The sequence below is a fragment of the Stutzerimonas xanthomarina DSM 18231 genome, assembly GCF_900129835.1.
Taxonomy (GTDB): Bacteria; Pseudomonadota; Gammaproteobacteria; order Pseudomonadales; family Pseudomonadaceae; genus Stutzerimonas; species Stutzerimonas xanthomarina.
Genome location: NZ_FQXA01000004.1, coordinates 461,815 through 486,669 on the forward strand (window position 1 = coordinate 461,815; position 24,855 = coordinate 486,669).

A 24,855-nucleotide genomic window follows, 5' to 3' on the forward strand; every position below is an offset into this window, starting at 1 on the left:
CGCCGGTCCATTCGGTAAGGCCGGGTCTGGCGCGTTAGACTGGGGCCGACAATCGAGAAGGAAGCTCCCTTGATCTCAAGTATCTTTTGGTACGACTTCGAAACAACCGGCATATCGCCTCGCTGTGACCGGCCTGTGCAAGTGGCCGGCATCCGCACCAACGAGGCGCTGGAGGAAGTTGGCGAACCGCTGAACATCTATTGCCGGCTGAGCGATGACATTCTCCCGCACCCCGCTGCGTGCCTGGTCACGGGAATCACGCCTGCCACGCTAGCGGAAAAAGGCCTGTGCGAGGCTGAGTTCGTGGCCCGGCTGCACCATGAGCTGGCTGTGCCAGGCACTTGTGGCGCGGGGTACAACAGCTTGCGCTTCGATGATGAGGTGCTGCGCTATAGCCTCTATCGCAACTTCTTCGATCCCTATGCGCGTGAATGGCAGGGCGGCAACAGTCGCTGGGACCTCATTGACCTGATTCGTACCGCCTGTGCATTGCGTCCGGAAGGCATCGTCTGGCCGGAAGAGGAGGGGCGAGTCACCTTGAAGCTGGAGCGGCTCAGTGCGGCTAACGGGCTCGAACACGAGAATGCTCACGATGCACTGTCAGACGTGCGGGCGACGATTGCGTTGGCTCGCCTGATTCGCGAGCGACAACCGCGTCTTTATGACTATCTCTACAAGCTACGGCGTAAACATGCGGTGATCGAACAGGTCCAACTTCTAAAACCGATGGTGCATATATCGGGTCGGTTTTCCGCGGCACGACATTTTCTATCGGTGGTACTGCCGCTGGCCTGGCATCCTCGTAACCGTAATGCACTGATCGTTTGCGACCTGAATGCCGACTGCACGCCGTTGTGGAAAGAACAGGTCGAGACCATTCGCGAACGGCTCTATACCCGTCGGGAAGACTTGGGCGAGAAACTTCCGATTCCCTTGAAACTCGTACACATGAACCGCTGCCCCGTGCTGGCACCAATGAGCGTCCTGCGGCCATCGGATATTGTGCGGCTGGGACTGGATATCCAATGTTGCGAGTCGAGAGCGACCGAGTTACGTGGGCGCGAACCGGAGTGGAGCTGGAAGCTTGCCGACATCTACCAAGAGGATGTCTTTACGGGTTCGTCCGATCCGGAGCAGCAATTGTATGACGGCTTTTTCAATGAACGCGACCGGCGCCTGTGCGAGCAGGTACGAGGTACCCCGCCGCTTTCGACAGGCGCCGCACTGCCGTTTGATGACCCGCGCTTGCCAGAGCTGCATTTCCGCTATCGCGCGCGTAACTTTCCCGAGTGTTTATCACTCGCTGAAGCCGAGCAGTGGCATGCCTTCTGCCAGCAGCGCTTGATGAAAGCCGAGTTCGGCGCTCCGAACACCTTGGAGCAGTTTGAAAGAACTGTGCAGACTTTGTTGCCCTCAGCTACGCCCGAACAAGCGCGTTTGCTGCAGCAATGGTCAATACATGCTCGCGGCTTGCGTGAGCGTTACATGCTGTGAAGATGCCTGGTCAGAGAACAAAAAAGCCATCTGAAGCAGCATGACTGCGTCAGATGGCTTTTGGGTACGGCGTTGAAACTTAGCCCAACAAGGTGGCCCAGCTTTCAACCTCGTCGGAACCCCATTGTGCTTTCCATTCTTTCAACGTTTTGTGATTGCCACCTTTGGTTTCAATCACTTCACCGTTGTGAGGGTTCTTGTACTGCTTGACGCGACGGGCGCGCTTGGTCGCGGTAGGTGCTTTGGATGCACGCAGCGGCTTGTTGCTGCGGGCATCGGGGTCGAGCAGAGCGATAATGTCGCGAAGAGACTTCTGATATTCGCCCATCAGTTCGCGCAGTTTGCCTTCAAACTCGAGTTCCTTTTTCAGCTTGTCATCTGCTGACAAGGATTTCAGGCGCTCCTGTAGTTCCTTGATAGCTTCCTCAGTGGCGCGGTATTCATTGATCAGCGACATGTCACTTCCTTGGTATAGGTTTGAACGCAAGTGACCGCAATCATAGACAGCTGCTGCGGACAAGTAAATGTTGGTTTGGGTAAAGTTTGCTCACTTTGTTTCATCTTTTGTGTATGGCGCGAGGTGCACTAGTTAAATCTGGCATCGGTGAAGTAGTGCACATAAACAAAGGTTGCGTCGGGCCACGTCACGCTTATTTACCCCGCCCGGGTGTTTGGAATCCTCTTCAGTGTTGCGTTCCTCCGCCCGCTGAGCAGCGCCAGGCAACTTATCCCTTCGGTTATTGCGGTTTAATCATGATCTTCGTGCAATCGAATGATTCATCCTGACCTGAGAGTAGCAACAGCACAGGGCATGCTGTGGTACGGGTTGAATAATATGGTGGCAGTTTTCTTCGCTGAGCTAGAATGCCGCATCTTTATGGGTAAGCCGGAGTTAACTTAAAAATGCGCACTTTCAGGCTGGTTATCGCCTGTCCCGACGGCGTCGGCATTGTGGCCAAGGTCGGCAATTTCCTGGCGACCTACAATGGCTGGATCACCGAAGCCAATCACCATTCCGATCATCAGAGCGGCTGGTTCTTCATGCGACATGAGATCCGGGCCGACTCTCTGCCTTTTGATCTCGATGGCTTTCGCCAAGCGTTTGCGCCAATCGCGCGCGAGTTTTCCATGGAATGGCGCATCACCGACTCTGCCCAGCGCAAGCGGGTAGTACTGATGGCCAGCCGCGAGTCGCACTGCCTCGCCGATCTGTTGCATCGTTGGCACAGCGGGGAACTGGATTGCGACATTCCTTGTGTAATCTCCAACCACGACGATCTGCGCAGCATGGTCGAGTGGCATGGCATTCCGTATTTCCATGTGCCCGTCCAGCCGGGACGCAAGGAAGAGGCTTTTGCCGAAGTGTCGCGCCTGGTTCGCGAGCAGCGGGCCGACGCGATCGTATTGGCGCGCTACATGCAAATTCTGCCGGCTGAGCTCTGCGAGGAATATGCGCAACGGGTGATTAACATCCATCACAGCTTTCTGCCGTCGTTCGTCGGTGCAAAGCCCTACCATCAGGCCTCGCTGCGGGGGGTCAAACTCATTGGTGCGACCTGCCACTATGTAACCGAAGAGCTCGATGCCGGGCCGATCATCGAGCAGGACGTGGTGCGCGTCAGCCACAGAGACAGCATCGAGGACATGGTTCGGCTGGGCAAGGACGTGGAAAAGATGGTGTTGTCCCGTGGTTTGCGCTATCACCTGGAAGAGAGAGTGCTGGTGCATAGCAACAAGACACTGGTATTCAACTGATCCATCGCTATCGGCGCGGGAGGTGAAATGACCAACCCACTGGACAAGGCTGGCGCGAAAGCGCCACCGATCATCGGAAGCGGTTGTACTCAACGTTACGATCCGGATCGGCTGGGGCCAGAGTTGGGCACTGACTTTCCAGGTGCTGAAGTGCTCTGGAAACGTTACCTTGATGCGTTCGATAACATTGTCGACGACAGCATAAGTAGCGATGTCGTCAATGCTCAAGCCAGCAGCGCGAGACCGGCTGACTGACATTGCAGAACAATCCATTGTTCAGTTCGAGGCCTGCGATGAAACAGACAGATTGCCTGTTACTGGGCGCTGACGCGACGGGCGAGCCCAACGTGCACCCGCTGCATCTGGCCAACCGCCACGGTTTGATCGCCGGCGCCACCGGCACCGGAAAAACCGTGACCTTGCAGCGCCTCGCTGAGCAGTTCAGCGATGCTGGCGTCGCTGTTTTCGCAGCGGATATCAAAGGCGATTTATGTGGCCTGGGCGCCGCTGGCGACCCGCAAGGAAAGATCACCGAGCGGATCGCCAGCATGCCCTGGCTCGATCATCGCCCTCAGGCCTATCCGGTGACTTTGTGGGACGTGCACGGTGTGAGCGGTCATCCGCTGAGGACCACGCTGACAGAGATGGGGCCCTTGTTGCTGGGCAACCTACTGGAGCTGAGCGACAGCCAGCAGGCGGCGCTCTATGCGGCCTTCAAGGTGGCTGATCGCGAAGCGCTGCTGCTACTCGACCTGAAAGATCTCAAGTCCCTACTTGCTCATCTGAAACAGTATCCGGAGATGCTTGGTGAGGATGCGGCCTTGCTAACGAGCGCATCATCCCAGGCGCTGTTACGGCGGCTGGCAACACTGGAGCAACAGGGCGCCGAGGCGCTGTTTGGTGAGCCGGCGCTCGCGCTCGAAGACATTCTGCAGCCTGCGAGCGACGGGCGCGGACGGATTCATCTACTCGACGCCAGCCAGCTCGTCCATCAGGCCCCCAAAGTCTATGCAACCTTTTTGCTGTGGCTGTTGGCGGAGTTGTTCGAACAGCTCCCCGAGCGCGGTGATGCCAATCGACCACTGCTCGCGCTGTTCTTCGACGAAGCGCATCTGCTGTTCAACGGCACCCCGAAAGCTTTGCAGGACAGGTTGCTGCAAGTGGTCAGGCTGATTCGCTCGAAGGGCGTTGGCGTCTATTTCGTCACCCAGAGCCCAACGGATCTGCCGGATGATGTGTTGGCTCAGTTGGGCTTGCGCGTGCAGCACGGACTCAGGGCCTACACGGTCAAGGAGCAGAAAGCGTTGCGTGCGGTGGCGGACGGTTTCCGCGCCAACCCGGCGTTTTCATCGCTGGACACCTTGTCCGGTCTAGGAACCGGTGAAGCGCTGGTCGGTGGCCTCGAGGACAAAGGTACGCCGGCGATGGCCCAGCGTGTTGCCGTCGCACCCCCTCAGTCGCGCATCGGGCCGCTAACCGAGCGCGAGAGACAGGACCTGATCGCCAGTTCGCCGCTGAGAGGCCGTTACGACAGGCCGGTCGACCGTGAATCTGCTTACGAGATATTGCTCGAGCGGGCCAAGCAAGCTTCCGAGAACCAGCCACAAGCAAAGGCTGCTGCATCAAAAAACGGTGTGACCGATGCGTTAGGCGATATGGCCGGGCAGGTATTCAAGAGCGCAATGCGCCAGGCTGCGACGCAGTTAGGTCGGCAGTTGGCACGAGGGCTTTTGGGCTCTTTATTGGGCGGTAAGCGCTGAGCAGAATCAATCAGCTACGGCTGCTTGTTTCTGACGGCTATGCTTGCGGTGCGCATTGCCGCAGTTCACCTGGCCTCTGGGGCTTGTTCTGACAACTCTTTCTCGATCTTCTGCAGCTCGGCCTTGAATACTTGATCATGAACGGTCGGCTTTTTACGCCATGGCTTTCGTTCTGGATCAGGCTGCGCGGCATAGGTCGTGATTTCACCACCGTAGACAGCTTGGAAACGGTTGGCTTGTTTCTCCAGTTCGGCGCGTAGTTCTTCTTTTGTCACGTCTTGTGTTGCCTCTTTATTAAAGTTTATTTTCAGCGCGGCGCGCTAAGGGGCGCGAGCTTCTGGGCTTGAAATGAGGCCCGGCTCGAATTGGGTGCGTATGCGATAGGGGAGACAGTACTGCAAGCGGCCTGGGCTAAACAAGTGTGACGTTAAAACTGTATTCAGCCCGGTAGTTAAGTGCGATGTAGCTCGTATGAAATCTGACTGCGCGAGTTATTGAAAAAGGAAAGCCCCAGCTTGAGCTGTAACGAAAAATTTTCTGACCAGGCTCTGGCTGGCGCAAACAAGCGGGTTCAGCAGTTCTAGCCGCCGTAAAACAACCGTTAATAAAAAAACCGCGCCTGATCCGGCGCGGTTTTTTGGCCATATCTGATTTTTAGCGAGCCGATTGGCTGGCCACGTCATTTGGCGCGCGGCCATAGACGTCGTCCAGCCGCTCGATATCATCCTCGCCCAGATAGCTACCCGACTGGACTTCGATAATTTCCAGCGGAATTTTGCCAGGGTTGGCCAAGCGGTGAATGGACGTCACCGGAATGTAGGTGGACTGGTTCTCGGTGAGCAGGAACGTCTTGTCATTGCAGGTCACCTGGGCAGTGCCGGAAACGACGATCCAATGCTCGGCGCGATGATGGTGCATCTGCAACGACAGCTGGGCGCCCGGGTTGACGCAGATCCGCTTGACCTGGAAGCGGCCGCCCATATCGACCGAGTCGTACCAGCCCCAGGGGCGATAGACAGCGCAGTGATTCTGCGTTTCGGAGCGCTTCATGGCGTCGAGCTTGTTCACCAGCTTCTTGACGTCCTGGACCTTGTCCTTATGGGCGATCATGGTGGCGTCCTTGGTCTCGACCACTACGATATTATCCAGGCCAACCACGGTGACCAGCTTGCCGTTACCGTGCACGAGACAGTTGCGGCTGTCTTCGACAATCACGTCGCCGCGGGTCACGTTACCGTTTTCGTCCTTTTCAAGAACATCCCAAAGCGATGACCAGGAGCCCACATCGCTCCAGCCTGCCGACATCGGCACGACGCATGCCAGTTCGGTTTTTTCCATCACGGCATAGTCGATCGAATTGTCCGGGCAGCAGGCAAAGGTGGCTGGATCGATCAGCAGTTCTTCGCCATTCTTGATGCTGCGCTCCAGCGCCACCCAGCAGGTGTCGTAGATGTCCGGGTCGTGCTTCTTCAGCTCGTCAAGGAACACACTGGCACGGAACAGGAACATGCCACTGTTCCAGTAGTAGTCACCGGAGTCGACGTATTCCTGAGCGCGCACCTCGTCCGGCTTTTCGACGAACTGGGTGACGCGGTTGACGCCTTCTGGCAGCCCGTTGCGCCCCTGGTGATCGCACTTGATGTAACCGTAGCCAGTTTCCGGGCTGGTGGCTGGAATGCCGAACAGGACCATTCCGCCGTTTTCGGCTGCATTGGTGGCCAGGGCGAGAGAGCGTTGGAACGCTTTGTGGTCTTCGATGACGTGGTCGGCCGGCAGCACCAGCAGCAGCTCGTCACGCTCATCGGCAAGCAACTTCATCGCGGCGATGGCAATCGCCGGCGCGGTATTACGGCCGAAGGGTTCGAGCATGAGGCCTTGGGTTTGAAGCTTTCGTGCGGCCAGCTGCTCTTTAACGATGAACCGGTGCTCCTTGTTGCAGACCAGCAGCGGCGCTTGCATGCCTTCAAAGGCCAGGCGCTCAATGGTTTGCTGGAACAGTGTTTGCTCGGCCGTCAGGGCGAGGAACTGCTTGGGAAAGGCCTTGCGCGAAAGAGGCCAAAGCCGGGAACCGCTGCCGCCTGAGAGGATGACCGGAATCATGTTGTTTCTCCTGAATCGTTGAGAAGGGGAAGTTCTTCTTGTCCATGTGGGCGGCCAGATGTCTGTGCTCGCCATGCGCTTCTTGGTCGGGCCTTCAGGTGCCGCGTGCCGTCAAGTTCCGTTTTCCAACAGGAAAACTGCTTTCGGGGCGAACTGCGTGCTCCGAGCCTGAATGTGGGGGGTGCTGTCTGATAGTCGATGGGCGCCGCACTTGCTAATGCAGAGCGGATAGCGGATTCGAAGCGGGCGCCTGCAAGGCTTTCATCAATCTTGAAAAGGCCGGGAGCCGTGCTGCTCTGCTGTGGGCCAGCTGCCCGAAATTGGCGCGCTTGACAGTCTCGCCTAAGCACTGACACCGTGCCGATCCAGCCCGTCTGTCCTCTGTCGGACATGCCGGACGTCACTAAAAGTGTGTCCTGGCTGACAAGCCGAATGCATTGTTTTGAATTCCACTGCACGTTCATGTGCGACGTCCCTTTCCGTCTGGAAATGCCGGTACGCGCTTATGATTGCAGGTGCCTTCGGATAGTTCCCCGTACGCCTGCCGTCGATCGGGGAGTTTTTGACGGGCATCGAAAAAGTGACAGTCCGCTGGCGCAGGAGGCCTTTATCCTCGGCAGGTTCCAGGTCCGTGGTGCACCAGCGGCAGTGTTTTTTGCGGGAGATGTGACTCCTCCAGCGTTAAGAACGAGGGGGTGGCGCTGCTTTCAGTCCTGAGCGTCTCGTAAAAAGACCAAGTGGTCAGGGGTCGAGCTGTCAGGGCAATAACGATAGCCGTCGTAATCAAAGACTTTCAGCTGCTCAGGATCCTGGACGCGTTCCTTGATGACGAAGCGGCTCATCAGGCCCCGGGCTTTCTTTGCGTAGAAGCTGATGATCTTGTATTGGCCGTTCTTCATATCCTTGAAGTCAACGTCGATCACCCGGGCATTCAGCGCCTTGCGTTTCACAGCACTGAAGTATTCTTTTGATGCCAGGTTGAGCAGTACGTCGTCACCCTGCGCCGCCAGTGCTTCGTTGAGCCACTCGCTTATCCGTTCGCCCCAGAAAGCGTAAAGATCCTTGCCGCGTGGATTGGCCAGCTTTGTGCCCATTTCCAGACGATAGGGCTGCATCAGATCCAGTGGTCGCAGCACGCCATAGAGCCCGGACAGCATACGCAGGTGGTGCTGGGCGAAATCGAGATCTTCTTCGGTGAGGTCATTGGCGTTCAGTCCAGTGTAGACGTCGCCCTTGAACGCAAGCAGCGCCTGCTTGGCGTTACCCGGCGTAAAGTCTGAATCCCAGCTGCCATAGCGAGCGACGTTGAGCGCCGCGAGCTTATCGGACAGGTGCATCAGTTCGCTGATCTGTTGAGGCGACATATCGCGCAGTTGACTGATCAGCGCCTGCGCGTGATCCAAATGTTCGGGCTGGGTGAAACGTTGGGTTGTGGGTGGGGTGTCGTAATCCAGTGTCTTGGCTGGGGAAATCACCATCAGCATGCAACGGTCTCCTTTGATGTGAGCGGATTCTAGGCGGTATACCCACCGCCGCTCCAGCTATGGCCTCGATTAGGAGTTGACCTTGACTCGGGGCGAGGGGGCACGCTTTTCTGTGATTTGACGAAGGAGGAAACATGACCGACTGCAACCACGCGCACTGGCAGCCCTCGCACGATTACCGTCCTCTGGAACAGGGCGCGGAAAAACAGACTTGGGCGGTGGTGCTGTTAACCGGCCTGACGATGGTCGCAGAGATCATTGCCGGCTACTGGTTCAATTCGATGGCATTGCTGGCAGACGGTTGGCATATGGCGTCACACATGGTGGCTATCGGCATGGCGGCAACTGCCTACTGGTTGGCTCGACGCTATGTGCATGATCGACGTTTTGCCTTTGGTACCTGGAAAATCGAGGTGCTGGCGGGTTTTGCCAGCGCTGTCTTGCTGGTCATGGTGGCATTGCTGATGATCGGTGAGTCGCTAGTGCGCTTCTGGTCACCGGCGCCGATCGGTTTTGACGAGGCGCTATGGGTCGCGGCGATCGGTTTGTTGGTGAATATGCTGTCAGCCTGGTTGCTGCGCGACCAGCACCACCATCATGGCCACGATCACGATCACGATCACGATCACGATCACTCAAGCGCGTCAGGAAAGGACTTGAACCGTCATGCGGCTTTCATCCATGTATTGACTGATGGCCTGACCTCAGTCGCTGCGATTGTGGCCTTGCTGGGAGGCAAATACTTCGGTTGGGGTTGGCTGGATCCGCTGATGGGCATCATCGGTGCGATCGTGATCCTGATCTGGGCCAAAGGCTTGTTGCGTGAAACGACGAAGGCATTGCTGGACCGGGAAATGGACGACCCGCTGGTGCAACGAGTACGGGAACAGTTGGAGCGAGTGCCGGATACCGACGTGACTGACTTGCACCTGTGGCGAGTCGGGCGAGCGCAATACAGTTGCATCGTCAGCGTCGTTACTCACCAGCCATACTCGGCCGATTGCTACAAAGCGCAACTGGCCGGATTTCCAGAGCTGGTTCACGTGACAGCGGAGGTGAACCGGTGCGACGAAAACGCACAGGTTGATTAACGAGACTAGTCCTCGAACAGGGCTGCGCCAAGCCTAATCCGTCGTTTCGTTAAAAAAACATCATCAGGTCGAAAAAGACTTTTTCCTGTCATCTTTTTTGCGGTATTACCTGGTGCAAGACCGCCGAAACCTGCACTCACAGGTGGCGGCCTCTGGGTGGCCCCAAGCCCCTGCTACCCAAGTCCGCTCATCTTGCGCACGGTGGTTCTTTCTGCGGCGGAGTGCTTTGGCCCTCCGTCGAACCGGCTCCGAAAAGGTGATCGCGTATGGATGACTACGGCAGACCCCGCGCAACTCAGCCCACCCTTTACGTTCTCGATACCAACGTTCTGATTCACGACCCCAACGCGCTATTGAATTTCCAGGAGCATCAGGTCGCCATCCCAATGACCGTGCTTGAAGAGCTGGACCAGCTCAAGACCGGCAAGCACAGCGTGGCGGCGGAGTGTCGACAGACGATTCGCCTGATCGACAAAGTGCTGGGTGATGCTACCCCTGAAGAAGTTGAACTTGGCGTTCCCATCCAGCGTGAGAAAAGCGGCCCGTGCGGCAGCTTGTCGATCCTGATGAGCAAAGTCACCGATTCGAGCGGCCTGCCAGAGGATCTCAACGACAACAAGATCATCAATCAGGTCGTGGACCTGCAGCGTCGCAGCGCGGGCGTTCCGGTGGTCTTGGTCACCAATGACATCAACATGCGGCTGAAGGCGCGTGCCTGCGGTGTCGCCTCTGAGGACTACCACACCGACAAGCTGGTCGACGATGTCGGGCAGCTGTCACGCGGCTACCACAGCCTTAGCGGGTCGTTTTGGGACAGGGTCAGTAAGGTCGATACGCACCAGGGGCACGGCCGCACCTGGCACCGGGTACAGTTGATCGACAACTTGCCCGCGGTGCACATCAACGAGTTCATCCTCGATGAGCAAGGCTTCGTTGGCTGGATCAAGGGTATCAAGGCTGACGAGCTCCTATTGCTCGACATGCATCAGGAGCCCTTGCTGCATCAGGAAGCCTGGGGCCTGAAGCCGCGGGATATTCACCAGGCACTGGCGCTGTTCGCACTGCTTGATCCGGACATCCATCTGGTCAATCTGTCGGGCGCCGCCGGATCGGGCAAGACGATTCTGGCCTTGGCAGCGGCCATCGAGCAGACGGTGGTGAGCAAGCGCTACCGCCGCATCATCGCAACACGCAGCGTGCAGGGGCTGGATGAAGACATCGGCTTTCTGCCGGGCACCGAGGCGGAAAAGATGGAGCCCTGGCTGGGTGCGATAACCGATAACCTCGAAGCGCTGCATATGGACGACGAAAGCACCCATGGCAGCGTCGACTACATCCTGCAAAAGGTGCCGCTGCAGTTCAAATCGCTCAACTACATTCGCGGACGCAGCTTCCAGCAGAGCCTGATCCTTATCGATGAATGCCAGAACCTAACCCCGCACCAGATGAAGACCATCATTACCCGCGCCGGTAGCGGGTCGAAGGTGGTTTGCCTCGGTAACCTGGCACAGATTGATACGCCTTACCTGTCTGCAACCAGCTCGGGGCTCACCTACCTCACCGAACGTTTCAAGGATTTCCCGCACGGGATGCACATCACCTTGCAAGGCGTTCCCCGTTCGGTCCTGGCCGAGTATGCCGAGGCGCATATGTAAAAGAGCCGCAGGAGGCTGAGCCAAGGCTGACCTGGAAGGAAACGGGCGGCCAGCTTCCAGCCTCCAGCTGCGCTAAACTGCGGGACCCCCACAGTTTTAGCAGGATGAAAAATGCTCACCCATCTCGATTCCCAAGGGCGGGCCAACATGGTCGACGTAACCGCCAAGGCCGTCACGGCACGCGAGGCGGTGGCGGAGGCCAGGGTTCGCATGCTTCCCGAAACCCTGCAGATGATCCAGCAAGGCGGGCATCCGAAGGGCGACGTCTTCGCGGTTGCCCGAATCGCCGGCATTCAGGCGGCGAAAAAGACTCATGACCTGATCCCGCTTTGTCACCCGCTATTGCTGACCAGCATCAAGCTCGATCTGCAGCCGGACGGCGACGATTGCGTGAGGATCGAGGCGCGCTGCAAGCTGGCAGGCCAGACAGGTGTGGAAATGGAAGCGCTGACCGCGGCAAGTATCGCTGCGCTGACGATCTATGACATGTGCAAGGCGGTCGACAAGGGCATGGTGATCGAGGGCGTTCGACTGTTGGAAAAGCTGGGCGGCAAGAGTGGTCACTGGCAGGTGCCGGCATGATCCAGGTGCAGTTTTTTGCGCGTTATCGCGAGACACTGGGTCGCGATTCAGAGCGGTTGGACTGGGACGCCTCCTGGCAATGCGTCGACGACCTTCGCTTGCGATTGCTGGCGCGCGGCGCTGAGTGGGCGGTGCTAGGCGAGCAGAACCTGATGTGCGCGCGCAATCAGGAGTTGTGCAGCCTTGAGGAGCCATTAGCCGACGGCGATGAAGTGGCATTTTTTCCCACCGTAACGGGAGGCTGACCATGGGCGTACGAGTCCAGCAGGGCCCATTCGATCCAGGCGCCGAGCTCAACGCTTTGCATGCGGCCAATCTCGGCATCGGTGCGGTTACCGGTTTCGTCGGTTACGTACGTGATTTCAATGACGGTCGTGACGTCGCCGGAATGTTCCTTGAGCATGCCCCAGGTATGACCGAGAAGGCGCTGCAGAAAATCATCGACGAGGCGGCAGACCGCTGGCCGCTGCTGACGCTGGAGATTCTGCATCGGGTAGGGCGACTGGAGCCCGGCGAGCCGATCGTTTTCGTCGGCGCGGCCAGCGCCCATCGAGAGGCGGCGTTTGATGGGTGCCGATTCGTTATGGATTATCTGAAGACCCGCGCGCCTTTCTGGAAAAAAGAAGACACCCCGGCGGGCGCGCGCTGGGTCGAAGGTCGTTGCAGCGACCAGGCAGCAGCCGATCGCTGGCGCCAGGGGCCGGCTGACTAGCCGAACGCGATCTGCATTTTGTAGAACAGCGTCGACATCACGCAGACAATGCCCAGTCCGAGCAACGCGATCCCCCAGCCTCGCTCACGGAAATTGAAACCGACACCCATCAGGACGAAGCTGGTAATGATGAGTAACAGCATGAAGTCGATGCGCTCCATAAAAGCGACTCCCTATATGAATGATTTCATTCCACTCTAGAGGCTTGTACGGTTTGGGCGGTGATCTGCGTCATGCTGGTAGCAGCCGAGGCCCTGAATGCAAAAAGGCGAAGCCATGTCCGCTTCGCCTTTTCGTTTCATCAGTGCTTAGCGCCTGGGTGGGACTGCTGCCAGCAGTTCGGCAGGCGGCATCTCGCAACTGATCGTCCGACCTAATAATGCCTCGATCGCCGGCAGGGCAAAGGCATCATCTTCGCCTGCGAAGCTGATCGAGGTGCCGCTGGCCCCGGCCCGGCCAGTACGGCCGATGCGGTGAACATAGTCATCCGGCACTTCCGGCAGGGTGAAATTGATCACGTGACTGATACCGTCGACGTGAATGCCGCGGCCGGCAACGTCGGTGGCCACCATGACACGGATCTTGCCTTCGCGGAAACCTTCCAGCGCGCGGATGCGCTTGTGTTGCGGTACGTCTCCCGACATCTGCACGGCGCTGATGCCGTCGCGTGTCAGACGCTCTTCGATGCGGCGCACTTCGTCCTTGCGGTTGGCAAAGACCATTACGCGCGTCCAGTTGTTCTGGGTGATCAGGTTATAAAGCAGCTTGTATTTGTCGCTGCCTGCCACGGCGTACACGTGCTGTTCGACCGTGTCGCTGGCGACATTGACCGCCTCGATCTCGACGATTGCCGGTTCCGTGGTCCATTGCTTGGCGAGGTTCATCACGTCTTCGGTGAAAGTGGCCGAGAACAGCAGCGTCTGGCGTTCGCTCTTGGGGGGCGTCTGGCGAATGATCTGGCGAACCTGCGGGATGAAGCCCATGTCCAGCATGCGATCCGCTTCGTCGAGCACCAAGACTTCAACCATGTCCAGGTGCACTTCGCCGCGCTGATTGAAGTCCAGCAGGCGTCCCGGTGTCGCCACCAGAATGTCGCAATAGCGGGACTCGAGCGCTTTGAGCTGCTTGTCGAAGTCCATGCCGCCGACAAAACTCATGACGTTCAAACCGGTGTATTTCGTCAGGTCCAGGGCGTCATTGGCGATTTGAACCACCAGTTCCCGGGTCGGCGCGATGATCAGCGCGCGAGGCTCGCCCATGTAACGATCGCTCGGTGGCGGGGTCTGCAGCAACTGCGTGATGGTCGAGATTAGGAACGCGGCGGTTTTGCCGGTGCCGGTCTGGGCTCGACCAATTGCATCACGGCCCTTGAGCGTAAAGCCGAGGACCTGCGCCTGGATGGGCGTGCAATAAGGAAAACCAAGGTCGTGGATGGCATGCATCAGCTCGGGGGCGAGCTTGAAGTCGTGAAATCGGGTCTTGCCTTCTGCGGGCTCAACCGTGAAATCTTCCAATTTCCAGACTGGCGCGGGTGGTACGGGTGGCTTGCTTGCCCGCTCGCGGCGCGGCTTGCTGTGCGACTTTGGGGAAATATCCTGCTGCGTTTCGGTCTTTTCGACCTGCACCTGGTCGTTAACGCCTTGCTGTGTTGAGGTGCTGCTTTCAGCTTCGGTGGCAGCAGGCTCATTCAAGCCTTTGCCAAACATCTTCTTGAGTGCTTTGAGCACGGTCTTCTCGTCTGTGTCTTGTAAGATTTGCCTGCCAGTGTAATGCAAGAAGCAGATACGGCGAAGTATTGCTCCGGGATGGTCGACTGTCGCTCTGTTATCCGCAAACGCGATTTCGGCCAGACTCCTTGGCACGGTAGAGCGCGCGGTCAGCCACGTTGATGAGGCTATTCAGATCATCGTTCAATCGCATCGGTGCGACGCCGATCGAGATGGTTACGCCCGGCAATAACCCGATCGGCGAATGGAACGAGGTGATATCTGCAAGACTGCCGCGCAACCGCTCTGCGACGTTTCGCGCATCGCTGAAGGCCATTTCCGGCAGCAGCACCACGAACTCTTCACCGCCATAGCGCACCAGGCTGTCGGCTGGGCGCAGCAACTTGCCGAGCGTGTTGACCACCAGGCAGAGCGCATGATCGCCAGCCAGGTGGCCGTGTCTGTCGTTGTATTCTTTGAAACGATCAACATCGAGCATGAGCAACGACAGCGGCTGACCACCGAGTGCGCAACGGGCACTTTCGCGCCCGTAGATATGCTCCAGCCAGCGGCGATTGAATGAGCCGGTCAGTTTGTCGATGTTGGCGTTTTGCTCGCTGTTGATGATCAGCCGGTCACTCAGTCGCACACGCTGGCAGAGCAGTTCGGCCAGGTTCTGCATCAACTGTGGCGAGCGGGTCAGCAACTGCATCGAGCGTCGATGCACGCGCAGCAAGACGCAATCCTCAAGGGCAAGGACGTAGGCTGACGGCTGCAGATCATCCATGAAGCTGATTTCGCCAGCGCAGTCGCCAGGGCCGATTGAGCGAACCGGGCTGCCTTCGAGCGAATCCAGGTGAACCGCCAGCTCGCCGCTGAGAACCAGATAGAGGTAGTGGTTGTGTTCGTGCGGCGTTAGCAGGATCTCGCCAAGCGCCACCGTGCATGGCTCGAACACTTCCTGCAACAGGCGCAGGCAGGGCTCGTCCACCCTGTCCAATAGTCGCGCCTTTTTAAGGTGTTGCATTTCCACCCGCCAACTGGCCGGGTTCATGGCTGCACCATCCGCTCGGATGACACCGTCGTCGTGGCCATCATGCGTCCCTTCAAGACTGGCTAGGTCGGCTTCTTCTGGCCGCGATGCTCGCTACAACGGCAGGCGCATCGAGTTTTGCTCTACCCGTGCCAAGCGTAGTTGCATTTGCTCACCTGGATAGGCGAGCAGCGTCACATTTTTTTCTTGAAGCGGGTCAACTATTGCGGCGGATTTCAATCCAGCCGAGCGGCAAGCCATTCGCCGATATCACGAATTTCGCCGGGCACCACCTCATGAGCCATCGGGTAGTCCTTCCACTGTGCCTGCACCTGGTTCTGAATCAGGCATTCATAGGCGGCGCGCCCCATCGCGGGCAGCACGACACCATCGTTCGAACCGTGTAGCGCCAGTACCGGTAGAGCGGCCTGCATTGGCGACAGCTTCAGGTCGGGATTGAAGGTCGGTGCATAGGTGGAAAGCGCGATGACGCCACCCAACGGGCCGGGCCAGCGCAGGAACGCGGTGTGGTAGACGACAGCGCCACCCTGAGAAAAACCGGCCAGAAAGATGCGGGCGGGATCGATGCCGCTGTCACGCTGTGCCTCGATCAGGTCGATCACGCTTTGTGCTGACTGCTCCAGTTGCGCCTGGTCGATAGCGCGGGCGGGGCTCATCGCGACAATGTCGTACCAGCTTGGCATGGCCCAGCCACCATTGATGGTGACGGCGCGAGTCGGTGCTTGGGGCAGCACGAAGCGGGTCGTCGTCAGCCGCTGTTGTAAGGCCTCAACGATGGGCAGGAAGTCGTAGCGGTCAGCGCCAAGGCCATGCAGCCAGATAACGCATGCGTCAGCGGCGGTTGCGGGCTCGATGATCAGCGGGTCACTCATGATGGGCTCCGTTCGGGTGGCGCGCCAGGTTGGTGCGGGCGCAGAGAAAAAAGCAGCAATTTATGGCGAGGTTACCTTTACTGAGCTCGGCAATGAAGCGCACGGCGGCCCGCAAGGGGCTTTCACGGTTCTGGTACGCCGCTTGCTTTGTCTGATTTGCCCAATGCGCCGGAAGTCATCAGCACTTCTGCAAACTGCGTCTCGGGAGGAGTTGCTGATAATCAAACGGCGGCTAGACTGAGGTCAGTTTCTTCTTCGCCTCCTCGAAAGGTATCGAGCGGCAGTCTGTGATCCAGGCGGAAGACTCTGACCACAAGAATAAAAGCAAACTGGAGGTTTCGATGATAAGGGCTAAATCCACACTGGCCGTGCTTGGTGCCGCGACACTTTTAGGCGCAAGCGGCTTGGTTCAGGCAGGGGCAACGCTGGACGCCGTGAAGAGCAAGGGCTTCGTGCAATGCGGCGTCAGCGACGGGCTACCAGGCTTCTCCTATACCGATGCCAAAGGCGAGTACAAGGGAATCGACGTGGATGTCTGCCGGGCCGTTGCGGCTGCGGTGTTCGGCGATGCGAGCAAGGTCAAGTTCAGCCCGCTGACGGCCAAGGAACGCTTCACGGCGTTGCAGTCCGGTGAGGTCGACGTGTTGTCGCGTAACACCACCTGGACCAGTTCCCGTGATGCTGCGATGGGCCTGAATTTCGCTGGCGTGACCTATTACGACGGGCAAGGCTTCCTAGTGAACAAGGAGCTGGGCGTAAAGAGCGCCAAGGAGCTGGACGGCGCGACTGTCTGCATCCAGGCCGGCACTACCACCGAACTCAATCTTTCCGATTATTTCCGCGCCAACAACCTCAAATACACACCGATCACCTATGACACCTCTGACGAAAGCGCCAAGTCGTTGGAGTCAGGGCGTTGCGACGTGCTCACCTCTGACCAATCTCAGCTCTACGCCCAGCGCATCAAGCTGGCGAAGCCGGGCGAGTATGTGGTGTTGCCGGAAGTCATTTCCAAAGAGCCGCTCGGCCCGGCTGTACGCCAAGGCGATGAAGAGTGGTTCGACATCGTTCGCTGGGCGCTGTACGGCATGATCAACGCAGAGGAGCTGGGTCTCACTTCGGCGAATGTCGAAGAGAAAGCTAAGAACACCAAGAATCCTGATGTGGCGCGTCTGCTGGGTGCCGAAGGTGAATACGGCAAGGATCTGAAATTGCCTAAGGACTGGGCGGTTCAAATCGTCAAGCAAGTGGGTAACTACGGTGAAGTGTTCGAACGCAACATCGGTTCCGGTAGTGATCTGAAGATCGAGCGCGGCCTGAACGCGCTCTGGACCAATGGAGGTCTGCAGTACGCACCGCCGGTGCGTTGACCGAGCTGGGCCGGCGCACAGCCGGCCTTGTTTCAAGGATGAGCACAGCCGGTGCCAAGGCACCGGCAGCGCCGTATGAGGTTTCTTGATGCGAACCATTGCCAAAGCAGGAGCCGCGCGCGGCTCGCTGCTCACGGATCCGCAGGCGCGTGCCTGGTTGTTCCAGGTCATCGCCGTAATAACTGTAGTAGGGATCGGCTGGTTTCTGTTTCACAACACCCAGACCAATCTTGCCCACCGGGGCATCACGTCAGGCTTCGGTTTTCTCGATAACGCAGCCGGCTTCGGCATCTCCCAACACCTGATCGATTACAGCGAGAGCGACTCTTATGGTCGGGTCTTCTGGGTCGGCCTGCTCAATACGCTGCTGGTCAGCATAATCGGCATCATCCTGGCGACCATTATCGGATTCATTCTCGGGGTGGCGCGGCTGTCACCCAACTGGTTGATACGCAAAATCGCGACCGTCTATATAGAGACGTTTCGCAATATCCCGCCATTGCTACAAATTTTCTTCGTCTACTTTGCAGTGCTCAGCCCACTGCCCGGGCCACGGGAAAGCTTGAGTCTTTGGGATGTTGTGTTCATCAATAACCGGGGTGTGCAGATGCCCGCTCCCAGCGCTGGAGAGGGGTTTTGGTCGTTCTGGGTAGCAATTTTCGTGGCGCTGGTTGCGATCGTGATGCTCAATCGCTGGGCACGTGCTCGGCGTCACGCCACCGGCCAGACGTTTCCCATCTTTTCAGCCAGCCTGGCATTGTTTATCGCAATCCCTTCGATCTGCTCGCTGGTGATGGGGGCGCCTTTTCTCTGGGAAGTGCCCGAGCTTCAGCGTTTCAATATTCGCGGCGGCTGGGTTGTGATCCCCGAGCTGGTGTCGATTGTGCTTGCGCTGTCCATTTACACCGCGGCTTTTATCGGTGAAACAGTCCGTGCGGGCATTCAGTCAGTCAGCCATGGGCAGACCGAAGCGGCCGCCTCGTTGGGTCTTCGCCCGGGTCGTGTGCTGCGTTTGGTCATCATTCCCCAAGCCATGCGCGTGATCATCCCGCCGCTGACCAGCCAATACCTCAACCTGGCGAAAAACTCCTCGCTGGCGGCTGCGATCGGCTATCCCGACATGGTGTCGCTGTTTGCCGGCACGGTGCTCAACCAGACCGGCCAAGCGATCGAAACCATGGCCATCACCATGAGTGTGTACCTCGCCATCAGCATCAGCATCTCGCTGCTGATGAACTGGTACAACAAGCGCATTGCGCTGATCGAGCGGTAAGGAAGAGCGCATGACGAGCCATACGTTCAAACCGGACCTGCCGGCGCCCTCCACCAATATTGGTGTGGTGGGCTGGATGCGGGCCAATCTGTTTTCAAGCTGGATCAACACGCTGCTGACCCTCATCGGCCTCTATCTGATCTGGTTGATAGTGCCTCCCATCATTGAATGGGCAATCATCAAGGCCGACTGGACTGGCGAAACCCGCGCGGACTGTTCGCGGGAGGGCGCGTGCTGGGTGTTCGTGCAGACGCGTTTCAGCCAGTTCATGTACGGTTTCTACCCGCCGGAACTTCGCTGGCGCGTGGATGCCACCGCCTGGCTCGCCATCATCGGAGCCGCGCCGCTGTTCTTGAAGCAGATGCGGCACAAGGCAAGCTACGGTATCGCTTTTCTGGTGATCTACCCGCTGCTCGCCTACTGGTTGCTGCACGGCGGTTTCCTGGGCCTTGAGACCGTTCCGACCAGCCGCTGGGGCGGGCTGATGCTGACCATCGTCATTGCCGCTGTCGGTATCGCCGGTGCGCTGCCGCTCGGGATTTTATTGGCGTTGGGGCGGCGTTCCGACATGCCCGCAATCCGGGTTCTGTGCATCACCTTCATCGAGTTCTGGCGCGGGGTTCCTCTGATCACCGTGCTGTTCATGTCATCGGTGATGCTGCCGTTGTTCCTGCCGGAGGGCATGAACCTCGACAAGCTGATGCGAGCCATGGTGATGGTGGTTTTCTTCGAGGCGGCGTACATCGCCGAAGTGGTGCGGGGAGGCCTGCAGGCAATCCCCAAGGGCCAATACGAGGCGGCCGCGGCGATGGGCTTGGGCTACTGGCGCAGCATGCTGCTGGTGATTCTACCGCAAGCGCTGAAGATGGTCATTCCCGGCATCGTCAACACCTTCATTGCCCTGTTCAAGGACACCAGCCTGGTGATCATCATCGGGCTGTTCGACTTCCTCAATAGCATCAAACGCGCCACTTCCGACCCTGCCTGGTTGGGCATGTCGACAGAGGGTTACGTGTTCGCGGCGCTGGTCTACTGGATTTTCTGTTTTGGCATGTCGCGCTATTCAATGCATCTGGAACGCAAGCTCGACACCGGCCACCGCAATTAGGAGAAACACCATGAACGACACATCTCTGCAACCCGAACAATCTCAGCAGGCTGGTGAACCGGTCATCCAGATGCAGGGCGTACACAAGTGGTTCGGTCAGTTCCATGTGCTCAAGGACATCAATCTGAACGTCACTCAAGGTGAGCGTATCGTATTGTGCGGCCCTTCAGGATCGGGCAAGTCCACCACCATTCGCTGCCTCAACCGGCTCGAAGAGCACCAGCAAGGGCGCATCGACATCAATGGCGTAGAGCTGACCAGCGACCTCAAGCAGATCGAGGCGATCCGCAGCGAGGTGGGCATGGTGTTTCAGCACTTCAACTTGTTTCCCCACCTCACGGTGCTGCAGAACTGCACGCTTGCGCCCATGTGGGTGCGCAAGATGCCGCGCCGTCAGGCCGAGGAAGTGGCGATGCATTATCTTGAGCGCGTAAGGATTCCAGAGCAGGCTGACAAGTTTCCAGGGCAACTCTCGGGCGGGCAGCAACAACGGGTCGCGATTGCGCGGGCGCTGTGCATGAAGCCGAAGATCATGCTGTTCGACGAGCCGACCTCGGCCTTGGACCCGGAGATGGTGAAGGAGGTGCTCGATACCATGGTCGGCCTCGCCGAAAGCGGCATGACGATGCTATGTGTGACCCACGAGATGGGTTTTGCGCGCACCGTCGCTGACCGGGTGATTTTCATGGATAAGGGTGAGATCGTCGAGGAGGCTGAGCCCGAGACGTTCTTCACCAAACCGAAAAACGAGCGCACCAAGCTGTTCCTCAGCCAGATCCTTCACTGATCGAACGCAGCGTTGGCGGTGAGTGATCGGCATCCGGCTGATGCCACCGCCTGTCAGCGAGCTAATTCGGCGGCGTCCCCTTAGCCTCGGACGTCGTCATGGGCTAGAATACGCGGCCCGACTGCTCCCCTCTCCGAGGCTGTTCCGACGATGTTGATCCTGCGCGGCGCCCCCGCTCTTTCCGCCTTCCGTCACGGTAAGCTCCTGGCCCAATTGACCGATAAGGTCCCCGCTGTGCGCGGGTTGTATGCCGAGTTTGCTCATTTCGCCGAGGTATCCGGCACGCTAGGTGCGGACGAACAGCAAGTACTGGCCCGGCTGTTGAAATACGGCCCCAGCGTTCCGGTTCAGGAACCTGCAGGACGGCTGTTTCTGGTCATTCCACGCTTCGGCACCATCTCGCCATGGTCGAGTAAGGCCAGCGACATTGCGTGCAACTGCGGCCTCGACAAGATTCAGCGCCTTGAGCGCGGCATTGCCTACTACGTTGAGGGCGAGCTTTCCGATGCCGATGCCAGTCTGGTATCGGCAGTTCTACATGACCGGATGACCCAACTGGTACTTGAGCAGTTCGAGGGCGCGGCAGATTTGTTTAGCCACGCACAACCCAAGCCGCTGCGCGCAATCGATGTGCTGGGCGGTGGCCGAACCGCGCTGGAACAGGCCAACGTGGAGTTAGGGTTGGCATTGGCCGAAGACGAGATTGACTATCTGGTCACCAGTTTCAATGGCCTTGGGCGTAACCCGCACGACATCGAGCTGATGATGTTCGCACAGGCCAACTCCGAGCATTGCCGTCACAAGATCTTTAACGCCAGCTGGGACATCGATGGTGAAAACCAGGAGAAGTCGCTGTTCGGCATGATCAAGAACACCTTCCAGATGCACAGTGAAGGCGTGCTGTCCGCATACAAGGACAACGCTGCGGTCATCGTCGGTAACGTGGCCGGCCGTTTTTACCCGGACGCGGAAACGGGCGAGTACGCGGCGAACCAACAGCCCGTACACATCCTGATGAAGGTGGAAACGCACAACCATCCAACTGCCATTGCGCCTTTCCCCGGCGCGGCCACTGGCTCCGGTGGCGAAATTCGGGACGAGGGCGCAACCGGGCGCGGCGCCAAGCCGAAGGCCGGCCTCACAGGATTCACCGTTTCCAACCTGAACATTCCTGGCTTCGAGCAGCCTTGGGAAGTGCCGTACGGCAAACCCGAGCGCATCGTAAAGCCGCTCGACATCATGATCGAGGGGCCGCTGGGTGGCGCAGCGTTCAACAACGAATTCGGCCGTCCGGCCCTGAACGGTTATTTCCGGACCTTCGAGCAGACAATCAGCACCCCGCGAGGCGAAGAAGTGCGGGGTTACCACAAGCCGATCATGCTGGCTGGCGGTATGGGCAACATCCGTGAAGATCATGTTCAGAAAGCCGAGATCTCGGTTGGCGGCAAACTGATTGTGCTCGGTGGCCCGGCGATGCTCATTGGCTTGGGCGGCGGCGCAGCGTCCTCCATGGCGACCGGCAGCAGCTCGGCCGACCTCGATTTCGCCTCGGTGCAGCGTGACAACCCGGAAATGGAGCGCCGCTGTCAGGAGGTGATCGACCGGTGTTGGCAGCTTGGCGACAAGAACCCGATCAAGTTCATTCATGACGTCGGTGCGGGCGGCCTGTCCAACGCCTTCCCGGAGCTGGTCAATGATGGCGGTCGTGGCGGTCGTTTCGATCTGCGCAAAGTGCCTAACGATGAGCCTGGCATGGCGCCGCACGAGATCTGGTGTAACGAATCCCAGGAGCGCTATGTCCTGTCGGTCGACGCGGCTGATCTAGAGCGTTTCGAAGAGATCTGCAAGCGTGAGCGTTGCCCCTTCGCTGTAGTTGGGGAAGCCACTGCCGAGCCGCACCTTACGGTTGCTGATAGCCATTTCGACGATAAGCCGGTCGATATGCCGCTCAACGTTTTGCTCGGCAAAGCGCCGCGCATGCATCGCAGCGCGGTTCGTGAGGCCGAGCTTGGGGATGACTTTTCAGCTGAGCAGGTCGACCTGTCCGAAGCGATCGATCGCGTGCTTCATCACCCCGCGGTCGCCAGCAAAAGCTTCCTGATCACCATCGGCGATCGCAGCATCACCGGCATGGTCGCGCGCGATCAGATGGTTGGGCCCTGGCAGGTGCCAGTCGCCGACTGCGCGGTGACGGCTACCAGCTATGACGTCTATACCGGTGAAGCCATGGCCATGGGCGAGCGCACACCGCTGGCTCTGCTCGACGCGCCGGCGTCGGGGCGCATGGCAATCGGCGAAACGCTGACCAACCTCGCCGCCGCACGTATCGAGAAGATCTCCGATATCAAGCTTTCCGCCAACTGGATGGCCGCTGCTGGACATCCGGGTGAGGATGCGCGCCTGTTCGATACGGTGAAGGCGGTTGGCATGGAGCTGTGCCCGGAATTGGGTATCACCATTCCGGTCGGCAAGGACTCCATGTCGATGAAGACCCGTTGGAGTGAAGAGGGCGTAGACAAGAGCGTGACCTCACCGCTCTCGTTGGTTGTGTCCGGCTTTGCCCCGGTGGTCGATATCCGCCAGACCCTGACGCCGCGACTGCGCCTGGACAAGGGCGAAACCGACCTGATTCTCATCGATCTGGGTCGCGGCCAGAACCGTATGGGCGCGTCCATCCTGGCGCAGGTCTATGGACAGATGGCCCGTCAGGCGCCAGATGTCGATGATGCGGAAGATCTGCAAGCCTTCTTCGCTGTGATCCAGGGACTCAATGCCGACGGGCTGTTGTTGGCTTATCACGATCGTTCCGACGGTGGCTTGCTGACCACTGCGCTGGAAATGGCCTTTGCCGGTCACTGCGGGCTCAACCTGAATCTCGATTCGCTCGTCGAAACTGCCGCCCAGATCCCCGCAACGTTGTTCAATGAGGAGCTGGGCGCGCTGGTGCAGGTTCGCCAGGGTGATACGGAAATCGTTCTCGCTCAGTTCAGCGCAGCGGGACTTGCCGACTGCGTGTCGGTCATCGGGCAGCCCGTCAATAATGGGCATGTGGCGATCAAGTTCGAAGGCGCCGATGTTTTCGCCGGTGATCGCCGTCTCTTGCAGCGGCAGTGGGCCGAGACGAGTTACCAGATCCAGCGGCTGCGGGATAATGTTGACTGCGCCGATCAGGAGTTCGACGCTCTGCTTGAAGAAGACAACCCCGGATTGAGCGTTACCCTGGGCTTCGACGTGAACGACAATATCGCCGCGCCTTATATCAAGCGTGGCGTGCGGCCTGAGGTGGCTGTCCTGCGCGAGCAGGGCGTGAACGGTCAGACTGAAATGGCGGCAGCGTTCGATCGCGCGGGCTTCGCCGCAGTCGACGTGCACATGAGCGACATCCTGTCAGGGCGCATCAGCCTTGAGCGCTTCAAGGGCTTGGTGGCGTGTGGCGGTTTCTCCTACGGCGATGTGCTGGGCGCTGGCGAAGGCTGGGCCAAATCGATCCTGTTCAATGGTCGCGCTCGGAAAGATTTCAGCGCTTTCTTTGAGCGCAAGGACAGCTTTGCGCTTGGCGTCTGCAATGGCTGCCAGATGTTGTCCAATCTTCATGAACTGGTACCTGGCAGCGAATCCTGGCCGCACTTCGTGCGTAACCGTTCAGAGCAGTTCGAAGCGCGTGTGGCGATGGTACAAATCCAGGATTCGCCGTCGATCTTCCTTCAAGGGATGGCCGGATCGCGTTTGCCAATCGCTATCGCGCATGGCGAAGGTCACGCAGAATTTGAAAGCGAGGAAGCGCTGCTTGAAGCGGACCTGTCCGGTACGGTAGCGCTGCGCTACATCGATAATCACGGCAAGGTCACCGAGCGTTACCCAGCCAACCCCGGCGGCTCGCCACGTGGCATTACCGGCCTCACCACTCGGGACGGGCGTGTGACGATCATGATGCCTCACCCAGAGCGGGTATTTCGTGCAGTGACCAACTCCTGGCGTCCGGACGAGTGGCAGGAGGACGGCGGCTGGATGCGCATGTTCCGCAATGCGCGGGTCTGGGTGGATTAGGGCTG

22 protein-coding genes are annotated in these 24,855 nt (G+C 58.7%); 14 read left to right on the forward strand and 8 right to left on the reverse strand.

What is annotated here, in order from left to right; genetic code table 11:
• Window positions 1-69: 69 nt before the first annotated feature.
• On the forward strand, window positions 70-1,494 hold the full coding sequence (gene sbcB, locus BUE09_RS13180) for an exodeoxyribonuclease I (protein ID WP_073301374.1): 1,425 nt from the start codon (window positions 70-72) through the stop codon (window positions 1,492-1,494).
• 79 nt (window positions 1,495-1,573) lie between these two features.
• Here the strand turns inward: sbcB and mvaT are convergent, their stop codons facing one another.
• A complete protein-coding gene (mvaT, locus tag BUE09_RS13185) occupies window positions 1,574-1,951 on the reverse strand; it encodes a histone-like nucleoid-structuring protein MvaT (protein ID WP_019342167.1) in 378 nt (125 codons plus the stop codon).
• Window positions 1,952-2,397: 446 nt separating this feature from the next.
• Here mvaT and purU point away from each other — a divergent pair, with 446 nt between their 5' ends.
• The 3 genes from purU to BUE09_RS13200 are packed head-to-tail and all read left to right on the forward strand — an operon-like array spanning window position 2,398 to window position 5,009.
• Complete coding sequence (purU, locus tag BUE09_RS13190; RefSeq protein ID WP_073301375.1) at window positions 2,398-3,249, forward strand: formyltetrahydrofolate deformylase; 852 nt, start codon at window positions 2,398-2,400, stop codon at window positions 3,247-3,249.
• A gap of 27 nt (window positions 3,250-3,276) precedes the next feature.
• Window positions 3,277-3,504 carry a hypothetical protein gene (locus BUE09_RS13195; RefSeq protein ID WP_073301376.1) on the forward strand — a complete coding sequence of 76 codons (228 nt, stop codon included), beginning with the start codon at window positions 3,277-3,279 and terminating at the stop codon, window positions 3,502-3,504.
• A gap of 38 nt (window positions 3,505-3,542) precedes the next feature.
• Entirely contained in the window at window positions 3,543-5,009 is a 1,467-nt protein-coding gene (locus tag BUE09_RS13200) for a helicase HerA-like domain-containing protein (RefSeq protein ID WP_073301377.1), read from the forward strand.
• Window positions 5,010-5,074: 65 nt separating this feature from the next.
• On the opposite strand, the gene BUE09_RS13205 is transcribed toward BUE09_RS13200, so the two are convergent.
• From BUE09_RS13205 to yaaA, 3 genes are all read right to left on the reverse strand, one after another.
• The gene (locus BUE09_RS13205) at window positions 5,075-5,284 is read right to left on the reverse strand and encodes a hypothetical protein (protein ID WP_073301378.1); all 210 of its coding nucleotides are present in this window, start codon (window positions 5,282-5,284) and stop codon (window positions 5,075-5,077) included.
• 379 nt (window positions 5,285-5,663) lie between these two features.
• Window positions 5,664-7,109: a mannose-1-phosphate guanylyltransferase/mannose-6-phosphate isomerase gene (locus tag BUE09_RS13210; RefSeq protein WP_073301379.1), complete on the reverse strand. Its 1,446-nt coding sequence runs from the start codon at window positions 7,107-7,109 to the stop codon at window positions 5,664-5,666.
• 707 nt (window positions 7,110-7,816) lie between these two features.
• A complete protein-coding gene (gene yaaA, locus BUE09_RS13215; RefSeq protein WP_073301380.1) occupies window positions 7,817-8,593 on the reverse strand; it encodes a peroxide stress protein YaaA in 777 nt (258 codons plus the stop codon).
• Between the two features lie 134 nt (window positions 8,594-8,727).
• On the opposite strand from yaaA, the gene dmeF reads away from it, so the two are divergent.
• The 5 genes from dmeF (at window position 8,728) to moaE (ending at window position 12,633) form a co-directional block, all read left to right on the forward strand.
• The gene (gene dmeF, locus BUE09_RS13220; RefSeq protein ID WP_073301381.1) at window positions 8,728-9,684 is read left to right on the forward strand and encodes a CDF family Co(II)/Ni(II) efflux transporter DmeF; all 957 of its coding nucleotides are present in this window, start codon (window positions 8,728-8,730) and stop codon (window positions 9,682-9,684) included.
• A 266-nt stretch (window positions 9,685-9,950) separates the two neighbouring features.
• On the forward strand, window positions 9,951-11,339 hold the full coding sequence (locus tag BUE09_RS13225) for a PhoH family protein (RefSeq protein WP_073301382.1): 1,389 nt from the start codon (window positions 9,951-9,953) through the stop codon (window positions 11,337-11,339).
• A 111-nt stretch (window positions 11,340-11,450) separates the two neighbouring features.
• A complete protein-coding gene (moaC, locus tag BUE09_RS13230; RefSeq protein ID WP_073301383.1) occupies window positions 11,451-11,921 on the forward strand; it encodes a cyclic pyranopterin monophosphate synthase MoaC in 471 nt (156 codons plus the stop codon).
• A complete protein-coding gene (locus BUE09_RS13235) occupies window positions 11,918-12,166 on the forward strand; it encodes a MoaD/ThiS family protein (protein ID WP_073301384.1) in 249 nt (82 codons plus the stop codon). The genes moaC and BUE09_RS13235 overlap by 4 nt, the downstream gene beginning before the upstream one ends.
• A gap of 2 nt (window positions 12,167-12,168) precedes the next feature.
• Window positions 12,169-12,633, forward strand: a complete 465-nt coding sequence (moaE, locus tag BUE09_RS13240) for a molybdopterin synthase catalytic subunit MoaE (RefSeq protein WP_073301385.1) — start codon at window positions 12,169-12,171, stop codon at window positions 12,631-12,633.
• On the opposite strand, the gene BUE09_RS20400 is transcribed toward moaE, so the two are convergent.
• The 4 genes from BUE09_RS20400 to BUE09_RS13255 all read right to left on the reverse strand — a co-directional run bounded on the left by BUE09_RS20400 (window position 12,630) and on the right by BUE09_RS13255 (window position 16,265).
• Window positions 12,630-12,794 (reverse strand): hypothetical protein, encoded by a 165-nt coding sequence (locus tag BUE09_RS20400; protein WP_167369787.1) that lies wholly within the window; start codon window positions 12,792-12,794, stop codon window positions 12,630-12,632. The genes moaE and BUE09_RS20400 overlap by 4 nt on opposite strands.
• Before the next feature lie 147 nt (window positions 12,795-12,941).
• A complete protein-coding gene (gene rhlB / locus BUE09_RS13245) occupies window positions 12,942-14,360 on the reverse strand; it encodes an ATP-dependent RNA helicase RhlB (protein WP_073301386.1) in 1,419 nt (472 codons plus the stop codon).
• Window positions 14,361-14,457: 97 nt separating this feature from the next.
• On the reverse strand, window positions 14,458-15,393 hold the full coding sequence (locus BUE09_RS13250; RefSeq protein WP_073301387.1) for a GGDEF domain-containing protein: 936 nt from the start codon (window positions 15,391-15,393) through the stop codon (window positions 14,458-14,460).
• Between the two features lie 215 nt (window positions 15,394-15,608).
• A complete protein-coding gene (locus tag BUE09_RS13255; RefSeq protein ID WP_073301388.1) occupies window positions 15,609-16,265 on the reverse strand; it encodes an alpha/beta hydrolase in 657 nt (218 codons plus the stop codon).
• Between the two features lie 341 nt (window positions 16,266-16,606).
• Here BUE09_RS13255 and BUE09_RS13265 point away from each other — a divergent pair, with 341 nt between their 5' ends.
• The 5 genes from BUE09_RS13265 (at window position 16,607) to purL (ending at window position 24,850) form a co-directional block, all read left to right on the forward strand.
• Window positions 16,607-17,635 carry an amino acid ABC transporter substrate-binding protein gene (locus BUE09_RS13265; RefSeq protein ID WP_073301451.1) on the forward strand — a complete coding sequence of 343 codons (1,029 nt, stop codon included), beginning with the start codon at window positions 16,607-16,609 and terminating at the stop codon, window positions 17,633-17,635.
• 88 nt (window positions 17,636-17,723) lie between these two features.
• On the forward strand, window positions 17,724-18,908 hold the full coding sequence (locus tag BUE09_RS13270) for an amino acid ABC transporter permease (RefSeq protein ID WP_073301390.1): 1,185 nt from the start codon (window positions 17,724-17,726) through the stop codon (window positions 18,906-18,908).
• A gap of 10 nt (window positions 18,909-18,918) precedes the next feature.
• Complete coding sequence (locus BUE09_RS13275; RefSeq protein ID WP_073301391.1) at window positions 18,919-20,016, forward strand: amino acid ABC transporter permease; 1,098 nt, start codon at window positions 18,919-18,921, stop codon at window positions 20,014-20,016.
• Between the two features lie 10 nt (window positions 20,017-20,026).
• Entirely contained in the window at window positions 20,027-20,803 is a 777-nt protein-coding gene (locus BUE09_RS13280; protein ID WP_073301392.1) for an amino acid ABC transporter ATP-binding protein, read from the forward strand.
• A 150-nt stretch (window positions 20,804-20,953) separates the two neighbouring features.
• Window positions 20,954-24,850 (forward strand): phosphoribosylformylglycinamidine synthase, encoded by a 3,897-nt coding sequence (purL, locus tag BUE09_RS13285; protein ID WP_073301393.1) that lies wholly within the window; start codon window positions 20,954-20,956, stop codon window positions 24,848-24,850.
• Window positions 24,851-24,855 lie beyond the last annotated feature (5 nt).

Bases quoted from the DNA above. Each gene is read 5' to 3' on its own strand.
- BUE09_RS13225 (WP_073301382.1), top strand. From the start codon at position 9,951: ATGGATGACTACGGCAGACCCCGCGCAACTCAGCCCACCCTTTACGTT.
- BUE09_RS13250 (WP_073301387.1), bottom strand. From the start codon at position 15,393: ATGAACCCGGCCAGTTGGCGGGTGGAAATGCAACACCTTAAAAAGGCG.
- yaaA (WP_073301380.1), bottom strand. From the start codon at position 8,593: ATGCTGATGGTGATTTCCCCAGCCAAGACACTGGATTACGACACCCCA.
- BUE09_RS13210 (WP_073301379.1), bottom strand. From the start codon at position 7,109: ATGATTCCGGTCATCCTCTCAGGCGGCAGCGGTTCCCGGCTTTGGCCT.
- purL (WP_073301393.1), top strand. From the start codon at position 20,954: ATGTTGATCCTGCGCGGCGCCCCCGCTCTTTCCGCCTTCCGTCACGGT.
- BUE09_RS20400 (WP_167369787.1), bottom strand. From the start codon at position 12,794: ATGGAGCGCATCGACTTCATGCTGTTACTCATCATTACCAGCTTCGTC.
- mvaT (WP_019342167.1), bottom strand. From the start codon at position 1,951: ATGTCGCTGATCAATGAATACCGCGCCACTGAGGAAGCTATCAAGGAA.
- BUE09_RS13270 (WP_073301390.1), top strand. From the start codon at position 17,724: ATGCGAACCATTGCCAAAGCAGGAGCCGCGCGCGGCTCGCTGCTCACG.
- BUE09_RS13235 (WP_073301384.1), top strand. From the start codon at position 11,918: ATGATCCAGGTGCAGTTTTTTGCGCGTTATCGCGAGACACTGGGTCGC.
- BUE09_RS13195 (WP_073301376.1), top strand. From the start codon at position 3,277: ATGACCAACCCACTGGACAAGGCTGGCGCGAAAGCGCCACCGATCATC.
- dmeF (WP_073301381.1), top strand. From the start codon at position 8,728: ATGACCGACTGCAACCACGCGCACTGGCAGCCCTCGCACGATTACCGT.
- BUE09_RS13255 (WP_073301388.1), bottom strand. From the start codon at position 16,265: ATGAGTGACCCGCTGATCATCGAGCCCGCAACCGCCGCTGACGCATGC.
- moaC (WP_073301383.1), top strand. From the start codon at position 11,451: ATGCTCACCCATCTCGATTCCCAAGGGCGGGCCAACATGGTCGACGTA.
- BUE09_RS13280 (WP_073301392.1), top strand. From the start codon at position 20,027: ATGAACGACACATCTCTGCAACCCGAACAATCTCAGCAGGCTGGTGAA.
- BUE09_RS13265 (WP_073301451.1), top strand. From the start codon at position 16,607: ATGATAAGGGCTAAATCCACACTGGCCGTGCTTGGTGCCGCGACACTT.
- BUE09_RS13275 (WP_073301391.1), top strand. From the start codon at position 18,919: ATGACGAGCCATACGTTCAAACCGGACCTGCCGGCGCCCTCCACCAAT.
- purU (WP_073301375.1), top strand. From the start codon at position 2,398: ATGCGCACTTTCAGGCTGGTTATCGCCTGTCCCGACGGCGTCGGCATT.
- moaE (WP_073301385.1), top strand. From the start codon at position 12,169: ATGGGCGTACGAGTCCAGCAGGGCCCATTCGATCCAGGCGCCGAGCTC.
- BUE09_RS13200 (WP_073301377.1), top strand. From the start codon at position 3,543: ATGAAACAGACAGATTGCCTGTTACTGGGCGCTGACGCGACGGGCGAG.